This window comes from Acinetobacter sp. MYb10, assembly GCF_002980175.2.
In the GTDB taxonomy this organism is placed as follows: domain Bacteria; phylum Pseudomonadota; class Gammaproteobacteria; order Pseudomonadales; family Moraxellaceae; genus Acinetobacter; species Acinetobacter guillouiae.
This window is the reverse complement of record NZ_CP058272.1, coordinates 4,492,811-4,508,048: the sequence shown is the minus strand read 5'-3', so window position 1 is coordinate 4,508,048 and position 15,238 is coordinate 4,492,811. Positions and strand designations below refer to the sequence as shown.

Sequence of the window (15,238 nt, the reverse complement as noted above, 5' to 3'; positions counted from 1 at the left end):
TTATCACTGCTTCACATACCAGTTTTTCCAAGAGCTGGTTCCACGTACTTCTATCGGTACAGTTGGAATCAGCTGTTTTTTTAATATCTGAATTTGATCGACCTCTTCAGCCAATCGAGCTTTGATAGAGTGTATACACTCTCGATCCCCAAATTCACAACGGTCTAAATGTGTGCCACCGCATGGACCATTTGCCAGACCTTTAGGGCAAGTTTCAGGGCAAATGTATAAGGTTTCAGCCAGCCGACACTGACCACAGCTCTCACACCCGACAATAAAGTGCTTACTCAAATATTCCGCTTGTAATAGTAATTTTGCTGCAAGGGCTTTATTCCAAAAATTCGCACTAAAAATATAAGCACCCAGCCCTTTGACCAAACTGGAATTAAACATGGTACTGTGAATGGTATCTAAAAATTGATATTTCACTTTCTGATGCAAATTACTCAGCTTAAACTTTTCTACAGCAGCTGGGCGTAATTCATTGCCCGTTTTAAGCTGCCATAATTGAGTCCATAATTGTTCACATTGTTTAAGATCAAGATGTCGATACTGTTCAATATAACTAGTTAAAATCGCTTGCTCATCGGCTTTATGGCACGCAGAAAGATGCACACCAGCATAACCAATATGCTGACAAATCAAAATTTGCAAAGCACAACGTAAATAAGTATTTTCAGTTTGATCAGAATCATGTTCTTGAGCCAACACTTCAAGCATATGTGGTGTAATCACAATACCTGCAACGTTATGTTTCAGCATAAATTTCGCTCGTGCTAAAGTCAGCGGCATCACACAAGCAAGAATTTTTTGCGTATAGTTTTCTTCAATTAAAAACTCATGCGCTTGTTTAAGTGCCACGAGGTCAAAGCCCAACTGGGTAATAATATAATCAGCGCCGGCTTGTAGTTTTTTATGTAATTTTAAATACTGCGCTTGTTTTTCTGCTTGGCTATATTTAAACGGATTCAAAGCAACGCCAATATGAAAGCCGCCCTGTTGTTTGGCAGCGATGACCGCATTCACCGATTCTAAATAGCGTGTTCGAGCGTGGCTACCTTGTCCATCATGATGTTGTTTTAACTTATCGCCAGTCAGTAACAATAAATTTTGCTGTCCGTGTTGTTTGGCTTGCGTTAAAAACAGATTGAAATCATGAATATCTCGGCCTTTACCTGCATAGTGCAATACTTTTTCAATCTGCTGTGGATAAGATTGTGCGGCGATTAATGGTGCAATATCTTCATCTGAACGTACTCGATCTGACAAAGTCATACATACAGGAAAGCCCGCCAGTTGTGTTGCTACAGGCAATACCTCTTGCTTTGAAGGCAAATATTCCACCAAACAACAAAATTGGTTTTGAGCAAAGTATTGGGAAAGCTGAGACATAAAAAAATTTAGATAAATACAGCAAAATAAATAGGCCTGAATTATAGAATGTTTTAAAACGAATTGCTGTAATCATAAAATGCTTTTCAAGCAGATCTCTGCATAATCGACATCATTCACTGCATCTTAATTTAAGCTTTTTAATCACTTCTCTATAGCATCAATGATTTTTATCACGATGGTAGAAATTAGCCATAGTGTTGTTCTAAACTGAATGTCTTAAGGTTTTCGCTCGATTAGCCAATATTTTAATAAATCTGAGTATCTTTAATTCCAACTTTTTTATACTGAAAAAAATGGGTATTGTCATCTCCAATACCCATAAAGCTTCCGCCTTAGCATTAAATTCAAATAGCGAAAATAATAATATCTAAAGCGAACAGCTGTTAATATTTAAATTTCACATTCAGACGAACCATCATTGGATCCCCCCAATTAACCAATTGTGCATTTGGTGTGGTCCCTGCCAGATACTCTCTATCAAATAAGTTTTTAATCGTTAAACCCGCACCCCAATTTTTGGCTTCATAACCCGCATTTACATCAAATAAGGCATAACTTGGTAAGTAGACAAAATCTGTACTACGTTGTGCTGTTCGAGAACCTTGATAACGAATCCCCGCACCAATATTCCAACCTAATTTATCTGGGCTAAAATAGTACTGGGTAGATAACGAACTGGCATTTTTAGGTACATGATTGGTACGTTTGCCAATATCACTGGCAATCACACTTTCAGTGACTTTTGCTGTTGGGATATAGCTATAGGTTGCTGTGGCATTCCATTGATCGGTTAATGCCGCAGCAATTTCTGCTTCAAAACCTTTGGTGACTTGTTCGCCTGTTTGGATTGAAAAGTTTCCAGAAATATCTGCTTCAGTTACATTTTTACGGGTCAGATCATAATAGGCAATATAGCCTTGTAGACGCTGATCCAGTGCTTGTAACTTGACCCCAACTTCGGCCTGTTTACCCTCTTCAGGATTCAGCAATTGACCATTTTCACCGGCATCTGTTACAGGCATAAACGAGGTCGAATAACTGATATATGGTGCAAACATATCGTTGATACGATACATCACCGATCCACTGCCCGTAAATGCATTGTCTGAGTTTTTGCTGCTGCTATTTTTTAATACATCGTCAATTTCAACCTGAGTCCAATCATGTCGACCAGACAATCCGATAATCCAGTGATCATCTACTTTAAGTGTATTGCGTAGATATAAACCAGTATATTGGCTATAGGTTAGTTGTTGCGTTGGTGCCCCCAGTTTGGTACTGGTGATCCCATAAACTGGACGGTCGGCATTAAAAGAATTGATGGTATCAGTTCTACGATAATAATCACTGCGCTCTCGCATCATATCAACACCGACCATCACATCATAGTTGATCTTTCCAAAATCAAAATTACGTTGTAAGTTATTGTCCAAGGTATAGTTAGTATCTTGTTTGTCTTGATTATTCACCGCGCGTTTAATGGTTGGCAGCGTATTTGTACCCGATGCCAATATCGGATTGCCTTGGGTATTAGTTTTGGTGACCGCAAAATTCTGTTTAAAAACCCAAGCATTATCAAAGTAGTGTGCATAATTTGCACCAAGACGATAAACATCGACGTCATAACCATGATCAGGTTCGCCAAAGAATAGACTTGAAGGATATTTTTTATAATTGCCTTTGCTATAAGGAATGCCCTGTTGACGGATGTATTCACGATGTTGATAGCTGGCAATGACAGATAAATCATCTTTATCGCCTAAATCAAAATTGTATGATGGAGCAATATATTGGTTTTTAAAATAGACATGGTCAGTTGGGTCATCTTGATCAGAGATCCGTCCTACAATACGAAAAGCCCCTTTTGCACGATTATCAGGTGCGTAGTTCAGGTCAAATGTACCCTCTTTTAAACCATAGCTTCCATAACTTAATGTGCCTTTATAAGCGGTTTCTGCTTGTGGCCGTTTGGTGGTTAAATTGACTAAACCGCCTGGCAGCGCCAAACCAAAACCAACTGAGGTTGGGCCTTTGACCACTTCAATAGACTCTAAGCCAGAAATATCTTCCGCTCTTAAAACATTATCTGATGCTTGAATACGCAACCCATCAATATAAGTTTGTGAACTGGATATTTGTCCACGAATAATAAAATCATCCCAGCCTCTTCGTCCATATTGACCAGAGGTCACACCTGCCACACCTTCTAAAGCTTCGGCTACTGTTTTTGCTTGCTTTTGTTCAATTTGCTGATTGGTGATCGCACTAATCGACTGAGCTGTTTCAAATAAAGGCGCTTTAGATCGCAATACCGCACTTGCTGTTTTTGCTGCATAGGCTTTTTTATCACTGTCTGCTTGTACGGTAATCGTTGGCAATTTATTGGTTACAGCATTTTGCGTTATATCTGATTCTGACTCAGCATGAGCGGTGGATAGCATGATGGCAAAAACTGAAAATGCGAGGGAGGATTTATTAAATTGCATTAAACAATGACCTAAAAACTTGAAGCATAATTATAATCATTTTCATTTATATTTATCACTACTTTTTACGCTTTCCTTTTGATGATATAAGTTTGAAAAGAAACACGCTTTAAATAAAACATGATTTTTCTAATGATTCGACTGTCTCAATCACATCATTGATAAGTTAGGCTTATTCTTTTATAACGATCGGTCAAAAATTAATAATAGTGTTTATTTAGATGTTTTATTTTGCAGATGACTCATATATTGAGTTGGGCTTAAACCTAGAACTCGATGAAACATGGTGGTGAATGCAGCCGGATTTTTAAAGCCAAAATCATAAGCAATGTGCTGTATTGGCTGATTTTGGATTAATTTTTCCAGACTTAACAGTACACAAGCATGTTGTCGCCATTTTGAAAAAGACACCCCGACTTCACTTTTAAACAGCCGACTAAAATGCCGCTCACTGATATAAAGTTGTGTCGCAATTTCTTCAGGTGATAAATGAATATTTGGCTGCTTTAAGAACTTTCGGCAAATTTCTAAAATGGCTTTATTTTCTGGCAAAGGTAAATGCAGTTCAATTTTTTCGGAAATTCCCAGCTCAGTTAAAATCAATTCTTGAATCAGCTCATCATGTCTAGAAAGTGGTTCATTTAACGCTGGTGCTTTTAAAAGTAATTGTCGAAGCAAAGGCGAAATTGACAGCACTTCGCAACATCCAATCTGCCTCGGGACGTATTCAGGAAGAATATACAAACTACAGGTTTTAACATTAAACAAAGTCAATTGATGCGGAACTTGCGGTGGAATCCAAACCGCCCTTTCAGGAGGAATGATCCAGTTTCCTTGTGGTGTTTCTACATGCATCACACCCTGAGCAGCATAGAGTAATTGTGCTCGTTTATGGCTGTGCATCTTCAACACATAATACTTAGCGTACTGCGTTTCTATCGCAATCATTTTATGTTTTAAATGCTCAACACTATGAATCGAGATTTGTTTCATATCCGTGTCTGATTTGAGTAATTAAATGCGGAATATAACAAATTTTACCGATCGAGAAATCCTTAAACTGGTATTTATTTTGAAAGATCTCTGTGTATGGAACTCTATCTTATTTTATTGGTTGCAGGATTTGTCAGTGGCATACTCACCATATTATTTGGTTTTGCCGGTGGCTTTGTTGTTGTTCCATTGGTTTATTCGACAATTCGTATGCAATATCCAATTCATTCTACCGCCTATGATTTAGCTTTTAAAAGTGCGGTTGCAAGCTCATTATTATTGATGGTGATCAACTCTGGTTTGGCAACTTATCAGCAATATAAACAACGAAAAATACACAAGCAGTACCTCTTCCCAATCGCGTATTGGATTGCTGCTGGCGCAATTTTAGGCACTTTACTCACCCTGAATATTTCATCACATGTATTAAAATGGTCTTTTGCGCTCTATTTGTGTATAACAATTTTTGATTGTCTGATTCGTCAATTCAAACAGCCGCATTCAAATCCACAAGCAATAAGATTACTCACCAAAACAGAACAAGGTCTAGGCGGCATCTTTATCGGCGGGATTGCATCAGCGTTGGGTGTCGGTGGCAGTGTGATGACTGTTCCCCTATTCCGTCGCTGTGGTTTGGATATGTCTTCAGCGGTTGCCCTTGCCAATCCCTTAAGTATGCCTGTTGCTATTGCAGGTTGTATCACCTTGATCCTTGGGCAAATTATCCAACCACAACATCTAGGCGCACATTTTGTTGGTTATTTTTACTATCCCGCTTTAATTGCTTTGATTATAGGCGGCTTTTTAGGCATGAAATTGGCAATACAATGGACTGGAAAATTGTCTAATCAAATGCATGAGCGTGGTTATATTCTATTACTCATACTGGTTTTAATTAGTATTTTATTTCAATAACGGAGACTAGCAACTTAACGACTTGGAGCTTATCTGTGATAAAAACCCAACTGAAAACCAAGCCATATATCATTTTAATGCTAATATTTTTTATATTTGATATATGACTGGATCGATGTTTTTTTATAGGCTAGTTAATTTTAAACATGACAATACGTGAAGAAGTTTTCAGTTTTGGAACAATTGACATCAGTGTCGTTAACACTAGCCCCATTCGACGCCAACCTTTAAATTGATTAAACAAATAGGTCTGTACATGTTTAAGTTTGGGATGCCATGTTTCGATTTCTTTTTCATCATCTAAGCCAAACTTAAATGTGGCTTTGGTTTTACTCACAGTATCGTGTAAAGCAGACTTGGTACTCATCCAAGCATTAAGCATATCAAAATGCAGTTCAGCACCAGAAAACCGCTCTGCCAAAGCTGTTAACACCTGTTGATTTTGTGCTTGATTGAAGTACATCAATACCCCTTCGATCACAAACATAAAATGACCATTGGGATGCGTCTCTTTTAATTGATCCATCCAAGTGGTCGATAACATTGAAGTTGCGATGAAGTGTTCATTTTTTTGCGCTGGTATTAGTTGCTGACGTTGCTCAATGACTTCTGCAATATCCAACTGATAAAATTCAGCATATTCAGCACTTTTACCAATACGTTGTATACGGGTATCTAAACCACAACCGACAAATACAATAATTGGCTGATTACGAAGATAATTATGAAGTTGAATGAAGTCTTTAACCTTCTGATCAAAATGTGTTGAACGCAATGCAACACCAACAGACGTGGCCTTCTTGTTTTTATATTTTGAAAAATCATAATCAATTTTTTCCACCAACTCACAGGCTGTTTGGTCATTAATTAAAGGATTTTTTTTCTGCGTTTCAACGGATTTGGCATATAAGGTAATCAATAGCGTGTCGGCAATGTCATCCTGTAAGTTAAGCGATATTTTTTTCATTACGTATTCCTCATGTCATTTAGATTTATTTTTTGCAAATAATGCTTTGGGTGATTTTCCATAAAAACGAGTAAACGCAACTGTAAAATTATTGGGATATTGATATCCCACCTGCCAGGCCACTTGAGTCACGTGTAAACCTGACTCAAGTAAGCTATGGGCTTTTCGCATCCTCAACTGCAATAAATATTCAGTCGGATTGACCCCATACAGCTTGATAAAACAGGCTTTAAATTTATATACATTCATACCGATCACACTGGCGATATACTGCATCGTCAATGCTTGATCTACTTGATTGATCATTAACGCTTTGGCTTTTTCCAAATTTTGCACATCCTGCATACTCAAGTTTGCAGGTGAGACTGTTGATTCATCAGGCACAATTAACGGCAAATGTTCTGATAACAAACTCAGTGCATGAATATGTTGTTGTAAGCTATGTTTTGGTTGGTTGTTGCGTTGTAATAGTGAATGTGCCAATGCGCAAGCATGGACTTTAGTGGTCATTGAAACAGGCTGAAAAGCGATTGGATGGATATGGTTTGGGAAAAATAATGTCTTGAGCTGTTGTGAACTTAAATATTTACTCAAAAATTCCGAAGTCATAATCAAGCGAAGTTGAGAAACCGTCTGCTGTTTTTGATAGTGACGTATTCCTTCAATAGATGGAAAAGTATTGATACTGATATGGTCAGTTTTAAAACTGAGCTGTTCTGTATTGTTACTCTGATATTTTGAGCACCCTTGTAATCCAACGGTCAATACCATCACGGGGTTTGGGTGTGTTGCTTGGGTTTCTTCTTCTAATGCATATTGAGGACAATAGTGTAATTGGTTAAGCAGCAAGCCAGCTTCAATCTGTAAAGTGTCTGCATAGCAATAACCAAAATCTTCAGGCAAGCCAATACGTTGTTGCTGTGAAGAGATCTCTTGAACCGAACGCTCTACATCAATCCGTACACGATGATGTAATTGTGTCATCACTCAATACTCCATCTAGCCGAAAACTTCATTCCGCATACTATTTTCTATAATTTTAATATAAGAAATAATAATCATTCTCATTTATTGAGTCATCATATCGTATCTTTGGATCGAATGTCTAGACCAAATGTTATCGGCATTCCCTGTGTAATTTTAAAAGGTGCTTTTAATGAATCTTTCTCTAAATCAAGCCGTACAAATACTGACTCAACCTCATCCTTTACATTCCATTTGGCAAATTTACCTGTCACAAATACAGGCGCAAGCCTTAGATTTTTCAATTGAAAATAAACTCTTTGCATCATTATTTCAATTTGTAGATGCCACAGTCCTAGCAAAGAAACATGCTTTGCATCCTCAAAATACCGATTATCTGTTACAGCTCTTGGCAAGTTTACAGCTGTTAGATACCCAGTTTGACCCAACCAGACAGGCTATGCTTTATCGTATTAAACCAGCACTTAAAGACTACTTTGATCCGATATCAGATCAATATTGTGCTGATGCTCTGTTATATCGGCAGCAAGTGATTCAGTCTGTTGCTGGACAACTTTCTGTATCTTTCTCTCGTGATTTCCAAGCCCAATCTCAAACACCAGAAACAATCGGATCTGCTTGGGCACAAGCGGCTCAAATACAAATTGCCCAAGAACAAAACGCTGTTACAGTTCACATTGCAGATGTGCTTTCTGACGTAGTCCGTGAATTTAAAACAGCAAGACATTTTCTTGATATCGGTGCTGGCGCTGGACGGATCGCAATGCATTTGGCTGAAAAGTTTACTCAACTTGAATGTACTCTTTTAGAGCTTCCGCATGTCATCGAGGCAATTCGTCCCACTTTAGCAAACCATCCAGCACACCAACGCTTACATTATTTAGCTGCGGACTTGCAAAGCTTAGACTTTCAAACTCTGGACTTTCAAACTTTAAAATCTCACCCTCAATACGACATTATTTGGTGCTCATCTGTACTACATTTTGTCGATGATTACGCGTTAATTTTAGAAAAACTGCTTACAGCTCTATCATCAAATGGCGTATTGATTTGTTGTCATGCAGAAATTGACCCATCTCAATATGATGCAGGCATTCAAAGCTATTATCTCAATATGCGTATGCAAGGCAATTACGTTCCACAAAAGGACGATATTTATCGCAGCTTAAAACAACTGGGTTGTCAGCACATTGAAACGATCGAGAATGTTCAATTTCCTGTTGCCCCAGTTGATGTGCTGATTGCGCGGAAATAGGTTATGAAAATCGTCAGATAAAATTTTAATCTCATAAAGCCGAAGAAACTTGTACTCCATCCTATTATCTTGCGCTGAATCTGAATAGGTCATCATCAAGAAAATATTTTCTGGAATAGTAGAATGATTAAACACTAAAAAATAATGTGATTTATAATTTAAATTAACTCATAAAATAGAGCACTTATATTATTTTAAGTTACTGATAAAAACAGTATCCTCAAGCATTGAAATAATATTCAATTGCGATGGAGTTAATGTTCTTTCCGTATACCAAACTAAGCCAATATCAATATAAATATTTTTCATCGTCAAAGGTAAAATATCTACAAGATTGGCTTTTTTAAAATAATCGGCAAGTTGAAAAGATAAAAAACCAATCGATTCGGTTGCCAAAAGCACCCCGATATTGGTCAGTGTAGATAAAGACTCTACATAACGTTTAGATAAATTGACCTGATGACACAGTAAGAATTCTTCGATCACAATTCGAGTGGTGGCAAATTCAGGTGGAAGTACCATTGGGAATTCTGACAGATCTGTCCAAGTGAGATCCTGCTTGGTCACCAGTGGATGCCCTTTTTTCACCACTACCACAATCGGATCTTTATACAAATGCTTGGTTCTAAATTCTATGCCCAGTGGCTTAGCAGCCAGATTTCCAATCATGACATCCAGTTCACCTGTACGAAGCAATGAAATCAAGACGTCTGAGCTACCTTCTCGTGCGTTGATACTTGTGGAAACCATTTCATTTTCCACTCTTGCGATAAAGTTCGGAAGAATAGACAGTGAAACCGCTGGCAGCAACCCTATCGCTATTCGAGTGGCTCGTCCTTCACTGATTGCCACCAGATCATCTCGAGCAGAAGCGATTTCATTTAGAATTTTTTTAGCATATTTCACCAAACATACACCTGCTTCTGTCGGTAACATTCCTCTTGTGGTGCGATCAAAGAGTTTGATATTTAACCCTTCTTCAAAGTCTGCCAAAGTTTTTGAAATAGCAGGCTGAGTAACATTTAAATAATTTGCAACCTTTCCGATATGTCGCATTTCATCCAGTGTCACCAATAATTGCAAATGTCTTAATTTAAGGTTTGAGCGTAAATAATGGTCGATCTTTGCCATAATATTATTCCCTAATATAAAATCCATTTATCTTAGATTAATCTCACTATATATAATTTCTATTCACAATCCAATTAAAACCATAACCATTTTATTATAAATCAATCTTTAAATATAAATAGACGCATAAATAGATTCAGTCAAAATTAAAAGTCAGATATAAAGATCAAGGATGTATCTATGTATTTTCAATATTTAAAGCATAATATCGCCAAGCATATTTTATATGGCATGACCCTAAGCTGTTTCAGTCTAACCATCCATGCAGAGTTCTGGCAAAGTAATCAGGTAAATGTTTCATGGAGTAATCAATACCGAGAGCCTGCTAACCCCGATCAGGTATCCAAAACCATTCTAAACTTCACTCATTTAAGTGGTGATCAGCTCGGGCGCAATGTATTGGTTGCTAACATTTTTCTATCCAATGACAAAGATCCTAAAGCAAATGGTGATGGTGGCGCGACTGAATACTATGCGTTCTATCGCCGTTACTTTTCCTATAATTCAATTTTTGACAATAAAATTGAAAACAAGCTTCTCCGTGATATCAACCTGACTTTAAGGGCAGATAAAGGGCTAAAAAACTCAGCAATGGAACCTAACCCAACTAAAGCCCGAGCGGGTTTAAGCATGGATTTCAATGTTCCCAAAGGTTATTTTGAAGTCGGTGCAGACTGGTATTATGAAAGTGCAAATAACAATTTGGCTGGTGGCCGGTTCAATTTCGATCCAACCTATGCACTATGGGCCAACTTTGGTTTCCCCTTACATGACAAAGGTTTTGTCGACGGCTTTGTTGACTTTATTGGCAGTACGGGTCCGGGCTATTTTAACGAGGATGCCAAACCTGCAACCCTATTTCAGATGAACTATATGTACGATGTTGGCGCTAAAGACGGCCTAAAACTTGGTTTTGGTTATGAATATTTCCGTAACAAGTATCAGGTTGATAACCGAAAAGATCCCTATAGAAATGCGCTGCATAGTGCTCCATTTATTGCCGCTCGTTACGTTTTCTAAGTCGATAATCAAGTCATTCCATTGGTGATGGCTTGATTATTCCTATCTATTCAAATCAAATAAAAACCAGAATCCATCGTCTAAATTCTGGATTTTTATCTTAAAGAATTTTTTATCTTAGCGAATTTGCAGCTTAATCTCTGCAATTCCCTCAATAGAACCTTCTAGCAGATCTCCCACCACTACAGGCCCGACACCTTCTGGCGTACCGGTAAAAATCAAATCTCCTGCTTGCAACGTATAATAAGTGGAGAGATCCTCAATCATCTCAGCAATATTCCAGATCAAATGCTGGGTGTTTGAATGCTGAGTCGTTTGACCATTTACCCTTAATTCAATATTTACCGCATTTACATCCACGTTTACATCCGAAGCTGGAACAATATCGGATAACACTGCAGATTGTTCAAAATTTTTCCCCAAATCCCATGGTTTGCCCTGATCACGTGCAATAAGCTGTACATCACGACGTGTCATATCCAGACCACAGGCATAACCATAAATATGATCAAAAGCCTGATCAGCCTGAATATTTACCCCAGATTTACCTATCGCCAGTACCAGTTCAATTTCATGGTGATAATTTTGAGTTTTAAGCGGGTAAGGAATCTCACTACCAGATGCAACATAAGTTGCCGCATCTTTTAAAAAATAAAAAGGTGATTGTGTAGACTTATCTACACTGACACCCATCTCGGCAGCATGAGCCATATAGTTGCGTCCCATACAAAAGATGCGGTTCACTGGAAATTTTTTGGCTTGATTGACGATCGGTATAAGGACAGGTGCTTTAACTGGGAAAAGTGTTTCTACTGACATTCTGATATTCCTCATTTTTTTAATTTATAAAATCATCGGGGCAGCAGTTACTGCCCCAATCAAGGGATTAACCCAGAATTGCAGTCGCTTCAATTTCCAGTAGGATTTCTGCTTTGGCCAGTGCCTTTACTTCCACAAGCGTACAAGCCGGAAAATCGCCTTCAAAGAATTCCTTACGGGCTTTCCAGACGGCGGTGTTATTGGCGATATTGGTGACAAAGATGGTCATTTTGACAATATTGCTCATCGTGCCTCCAGCGGCTTCAATTAAATCCTTAATTTTCTGAAAAATCACTTGCGACTGTTCATATTCATCACCCAGCACGGTTTCACCATCTGGCTGCCGTGCGGTCATTCCAGATATAAATACCTGATTGCCCACTTTCAGGCAGTTTGACCACAAGCCCGGTGCTGGCTCTTTAACTGTTGGAGAAATAATCCTTTCTTTTAACATGTTGTTTTCCTTATATTCCTGACACAATATTTCTAACTCAATATTTTTAATTCAATATTCCTAGCCCACTTTTTCTGATGAAAGATGAATGTGTGAATCCCAAGCACTTTCACGACTCCAGTTAATGCATACGCTTTGGCGACGCACATAGCCTTTCCATGAGTCTGATCCTGCGGTACGTCCACCACCCGTTTCCTTTTCACCACCAAATGCCGCGCCAACATCTGCCCCGGTTGTTCCCATATTGACCCGAACAATACCGCAATCACTTCCTGCCGCCGACAAGAACAGTTCGATATTGCTGAGGTTTGAACTGTGAATACCTGAAGCAAGTCCCTGCGCAACGTTGTTATGAATAGCAATGGCTTGTTCAAGGTCGTCATATGGCATCACAAATACAATCGGTGCAAAAGTTTCATGCTGTACACAGTCCCATTCAGGTTCGACATCCATAATCAGACATGCCTCAACATAAAGCCCCGGACGGTCAATGCGCTGACCACCATAAACCACTTTAGCGCCAAGTTCCTGAGCACGCTGAATCGTTGCCTGATATTGCGCTACAGCAGCTGCATCAATCAGTGGACCGATGATGGTCTCTTGTTCACGTGGGTCACCAATACGGATCTGGTCAAACGCCTGTTTAAGCAATTCAATCAGTTCATGCATGACACTGCGATGCACAATCAGGCGACGAGTACTGGTACAACGCTGGCCTGTGGTTCCCATCGCCCCAAAAGTAATGGCACGCGCTGCAAGTTGTAAATCGGCCGTTTCATCGACAATACAGCCATTATTACCTGAGCACTCGAGCATATATTTACGCCCCAATGTTTCACTCACAATACTTGCGACTTTTTTTCCTACACCTGTAGAACCTGTAAATGACACCATGTTGATACGTAGATCTCGGATCATCAATTCAGCTACAGCGCTATCCGCTGGAATAAACAAAGAAAAAACCCCTTCCAAATTCATTTCCTGCATGGCTTGATTGGCCAATTTCTGTAAAGCTATTGCGGTCAGCGGCACTTTTGGGCTGGGTTTCCATATCACCGTATTGCCACCAATAGCTGAAAGGAAAGCATTCTGCGCCCAAACAGCTGCGGGGAAGTTATAGGCGCTGATCACCCCGACCACACCCAGTGGTAACCACTGATCATACATCCGGTGTTTCACCCGTTGTGACTGTAAGGTGAAGCCATACATCATGCGGGATTGCCCTGTCGCAAGGGTTGCCATCTCGACCACTTCTTTGAGCTCACCTTTGGCTTCCATTACGGATTTACCCGTATCTAGTGCAACTATACCTACCAACGCCTCCATGTTTTCCTGTACCAATTGACCAATACGCTGTACCAATTCACCACGGCGCGGTGCTGGAACCATGCGCCATGTTTTCTGATACGCCACTGCTGCCTGTATAATTTCCTCATAATCTTCTGCTGTAGATGCTGCAATTTGCCCCACTGTTTCATTATCAGCAGGACAAATTGCATGAATGAGTTCACGCCCTTCTAGCGTAGACCATCCTTGTTTTACACCAAAGGAACCTGCATGCAGTTGATCCAAACCAAAAGTTTTTAACACCTGTTGTGTATCAAACAGTGCATCTTCTGCATATTTTTTTTGTGCAATATTCATCATTGTTCTAACCTATTCTCTTGATTTTCTTTCTTTACAAAATCACCGATACTTTCATCTGTGTGATATGCAGGCTTTTCGTAATAATGCGGGCCATCATAAATCTCGATGAGCCGACTAAACTGATGTGCTAAGGTGGGGCCATGCGGATGGTCTTTCGGGTTCATATAAAAGCAGCCAGATTTCAGCTTCAATTCCACATCTATATATTCGTACTCACCCTCAAGGCAAAACATAAACTGATTGGATGCATGAGTATGCTTGATCGGGATACAGCCACCTTTTTGGAATTCAAGCAACGCAATCGTCGCGCCAGTGTCTACATTTTTCCAAAGGAAATACTGACGAAACCCATACTCAGGGAAATTAATCCATTCATCGTCACTGAGTTCAGTGGTATTGAATAGCACTTCCAAACTTTTAAATGTTTCAGCATTGATATTCATCCTTGTTGCTCCTGTTTTTGCTCAGATTTCCAGATACTGTATTCCAGACGGCTTTCCGCTGTGGCTGGAAAAAGTCCAAAAATGGATCTTCCCTGTCGAATATGTAGCGCTGCAAAAGCTTCATATTCACAAGCATCCAGTGCTTCATTTGCAACCTGATCAGCCAGTGCCTGTGGAATGACCACCACACCATCTCCATCCCCCACCACAACATCACCGGGATAGATCGCTACACCAGCACATCCAATCGGTTCATTCAAAGCGATCGGATGCATTGCAATCGGCGTTGCTGGCGGTGCATTGTGCTTCTGAAAGCAAGGCAAACCCGCCGCATAAATTGCGGGAGAATCACGATATCCCCCATCGGTGACTACACCAGCAACACCTCGGTATTTAAGTCGTGCTGCCATCATGTCTCCCATACTGGAAGCACGAGTACAACCAAATGCATCAATAACCAGTACAGATCCTTTAGGACATTCCTCAATGGCGCGACGATGCAGATTGTCTTCACGACTGTAATTGCTCATCTTGCTCAAATCTTCACGTGCTGGAATAAAGCGCAAGGTATAAGCAGGTCCCACCAATTGCTCCTGAGTGGTACTGATTGGAGAAATACCGTGCATGATGACGTTATTAAAACCGTGCTTCAGTAAAACGTTGGCAATATTTGCCGTACCCACCCGCATCAGTTTTTCGCGGGTCGGAGCCTTTAACATGTATGTCATG

General features: G+C 39.5%; 14 protein-coding genes. 3 read left to right on the top strand and 11 right to left on the bottom strand.

Features of this window, described 5'->3' with window-relative positions:
- Nucleotides 1–3 precede the first annotated feature (3 nt).
- The 3 genes from CQZ96_RS20915 to CQZ96_RS20905 all read right to left on the bottom strand — a co-directional run bounded on the left by CQZ96_RS20915 (nt 4) and on the right by CQZ96_RS20905 (nt 4,874).
- Nucleotides 4–1,392: a methylenetetrahydrofolate reductase C-terminal domain-containing protein gene (locus tag CQZ96_RS20915; RefSeq protein ID WP_105714086.1), complete on the bottom strand. Its 1,389-nt coding sequence runs from the start codon at nt 1,390–1,392 to the stop codon at nt 4–6.
- A gap of 386 nt (nt 1,393–1,778) precedes the next feature.
- Nucleotides 1,779–3,881 carry a TonB-dependent siderophore receptor gene (locus CQZ96_RS20910; protein WP_105714085.1) on the bottom strand — a complete coding sequence of 701 codons (2,103 nt, stop codon included), beginning with the start codon at nt 3,879–3,881 and terminating at the stop codon, nt 1,779–1,781.
- A 213-nt stretch (nt 3,882–4,094) separates the two neighbouring features.
- Complete coding sequence (locus CQZ96_RS20905) at nt 4,095–4,874, bottom strand: AraC family transcriptional regulator (RefSeq protein WP_004724689.1); 780 nt, start codon at nt 4,872–4,874, stop codon at nt 4,095–4,097.
- A gap of 96 nt (nt 4,875–4,970) precedes the next feature.
- Here CQZ96_RS20905 and CQZ96_RS20900 point away from each other — a divergent pair, with 96 nt between their 5' ends.
- Nucleotides 4,971–5,789, top strand: coding sequence for a sulfite exporter TauE/SafE family protein (locus CQZ96_RS20900; protein ID WP_105714084.1), 819 nt, complete (start codon nt 4,971–4,973; stop codon nt 5,787–5,789).
- 130 nt (nt 5,790–5,919) lie between these two features.
- Here CQZ96_RS20900 and CQZ96_RS20895 read toward each other — a convergent pair whose 3' ends face one another.
- A complete protein-coding gene (locus CQZ96_RS20895; protein WP_004724692.1) occupies nt 5,920–6,756 on the bottom strand; it encodes a class I SAM-dependent methyltransferase in 837 nt (278 codons plus the stop codon).
- 15 nt (nt 6,757–6,771) lie between these two features.
- A complete protein-coding gene (locus CQZ96_RS20890; protein WP_105714083.1) occupies nt 6,772–7,740 on the bottom strand; it encodes a helix-turn-helix domain-containing protein in 969 nt (322 codons plus the stop codon).
- 172 nt (nt 7,741–7,912) lie between these two features.
- Here CQZ96_RS20890 and CQZ96_RS20885 point away from each other — a divergent pair, with 172 nt between their 5' ends.
- Entirely contained in the window at nt 7,913–8,995 is a 1,083-nt protein-coding gene (locus tag CQZ96_RS20885; RefSeq protein WP_105714082.1) for a class I SAM-dependent methyltransferase, read from the top strand.
- Nucleotides 8,996–9,184: 189 nt separating this feature from the next.
- Here the strand turns inward: CQZ96_RS20885 and CQZ96_RS20880 are convergent, their stop codons facing one another.
- Nucleotides 9,185–10,126: a LysR substrate-binding domain-containing protein gene (locus CQZ96_RS20880; protein ID WP_171287935.1), complete on the bottom strand. Its 942-nt coding sequence runs from the start codon at nt 10,124–10,126 to the stop codon at nt 9,185–9,187.
- A 180-nt stretch (nt 10,127–10,306) separates the two neighbouring features.
- Between CQZ96_RS20880 and CQZ96_RS20875 the strand changes: the two genes are divergently transcribed.
- Nucleotides 10,307–11,146 (top strand): hypothetical protein, encoded by an 840-nt coding sequence (locus tag CQZ96_RS20875; RefSeq protein ID WP_105714080.1) that lies wholly within the window; start codon nt 10,307–10,309, stop codon nt 11,144–11,146.
- Between the two features lie 117 nt (nt 11,147–11,263).
- Here CQZ96_RS20875 and CQZ96_RS20870 read toward each other — a convergent pair whose 3' ends face one another.
- The 5 genes from CQZ96_RS20870 to CQZ96_RS20850 all read right to left on the bottom strand — a co-directional run bounded on the left by CQZ96_RS20870 (nt 11,264) and on the right by CQZ96_RS20850 (nt 15,237).
- Nucleotides 11,264–11,965, bottom strand: a complete 702-nt coding sequence (locus CQZ96_RS20870; protein ID WP_105714079.1) for a fumarylacetoacetate hydrolase family protein — start codon at nt 11,963–11,965, stop codon at nt 11,264–11,266.
- A gap of 67 nt (nt 11,966–12,032) precedes the next feature.
- Complete coding sequence (locus CQZ96_RS20865; protein ID WP_105714078.1) at nt 12,033–12,419, bottom strand: RidA family protein; 387 nt, start codon at nt 12,417–12,419, stop codon at nt 12,033–12,035.
- Between the two features lie 60 nt (nt 12,420–12,479).
- Complete coding sequence (locus CQZ96_RS20860; RefSeq protein ID WP_105714077.1) at nt 12,480–14,066, bottom strand: aldehyde dehydrogenase family protein; 1,587 nt, start codon at nt 14,064–14,066, stop codon at nt 12,480–12,482.
- A complete protein-coding gene (locus CQZ96_RS20855; protein WP_105714076.1) occupies nt 14,063–14,509 on the bottom strand; it encodes a cupin domain-containing protein in 447 nt (148 codons plus the stop codon). Before CQZ96_RS20855 ends, CQZ96_RS20860 begins: the two co-directional genes overlap by 4 nt.
- A complete protein-coding gene (locus tag CQZ96_RS20850) occupies nt 14,506–15,237 on the bottom strand; it encodes a dimethylmenaquinone methyltransferase (protein WP_105714075.1) in 732 nt (243 codons plus the stop codon). Before CQZ96_RS20850 ends, CQZ96_RS20855 begins: the two co-directional genes overlap by 4 nt.
- Nucleotide 15,238: the final 1 nt, after the last annotated feature.

Bases quoted from the DNA above. Each gene is read 5' to 3' on its own strand.
- CQZ96_RS20915 (WP_105714086.1), bottom strand. From the start codon at position 1,392: ATGTCTCAGCTTTCCCAATACTTTGCTCAAAACCAATTTTGTTGTTTG.
- CQZ96_RS20910 (WP_105714085.1), bottom strand. From the start codon at position 3,881: ATGCAATTTAATAAATCCTCCCTCGCATTTTCAGTTTTTGCCATCATG.
- CQZ96_RS20905 (WP_004724689.1), bottom strand. From the start codon at position 4,874: ATGAAACAAATCTCGATTCATAGTGTTGAGCATTTAAAACATAAAATG.
- CQZ96_RS20900 (WP_105714084.1), top strand. From the start codon at position 4,971: ATGGAACTCTATCTTATTTTATTGGTTGCAGGATTTGTCAGTGGCATA.
- CQZ96_RS20895 (WP_004724692.1), bottom strand. From the start codon at position 6,756: ATGAAAAAAATATCGCTTAACTTACAGGATGACATTGCCGACACGCTA.
- CQZ96_RS20890 (WP_105714083.1), bottom strand. From the start codon at position 7,740: ATGACACAATTACATCATCGTGTACGGATTGATGTAGAGCGTTCGGTT.
- CQZ96_RS20885 (WP_105714082.1), top strand. From the start codon at position 7,913: ATGAATCTTTCTCTAAATCAAGCCGTACAAATACTGACTCAACCTCAT.
- CQZ96_RS20880 (WP_171287935.1), bottom strand. From the start codon at position 10,126: ATGGCAAAGATCGACCATTATTTACGCTCAAACCTTAAATTAAGACAT.
- CQZ96_RS20875 (WP_105714080.1), top strand. From the start codon at position 10,307: ATGTATTTTCAATATTTAAAGCATAATATCGCCAAGCATATTTTATAT.
- CQZ96_RS20870 (WP_105714079.1), bottom strand. From the start codon at position 11,965: ATGTCAGTAGAAACACTTTTCCCAGTTAAAGCACCTGTCCTTATACCG.
- CQZ96_RS20865 (WP_105714078.1), bottom strand. From the start codon at position 12,419: ATGTTAAAAGAAAGGATTATTTCTCCAACAGTTAAAGAGCCAGCACCG.
- CQZ96_RS20860 (WP_105714077.1), bottom strand. From the start codon at position 14,066: ATGATGAATATTGCACAAAAAAAATATGCAGAAGATGCACTGTTTGAT.
- CQZ96_RS20855 (WP_105714076.1), bottom strand. From the start codon at position 14,509: ATGAATATCAATGCTGAAACATTTAAAAGTTTGGAAGTGCTATTCAAT.
- CQZ96_RS20850 (WP_105714075.1), bottom strand. From the start codon at position 15,237: ATGACATACATGTTAAAGGCTCCGACCCGCGAAAAACTGATGCGGGTG.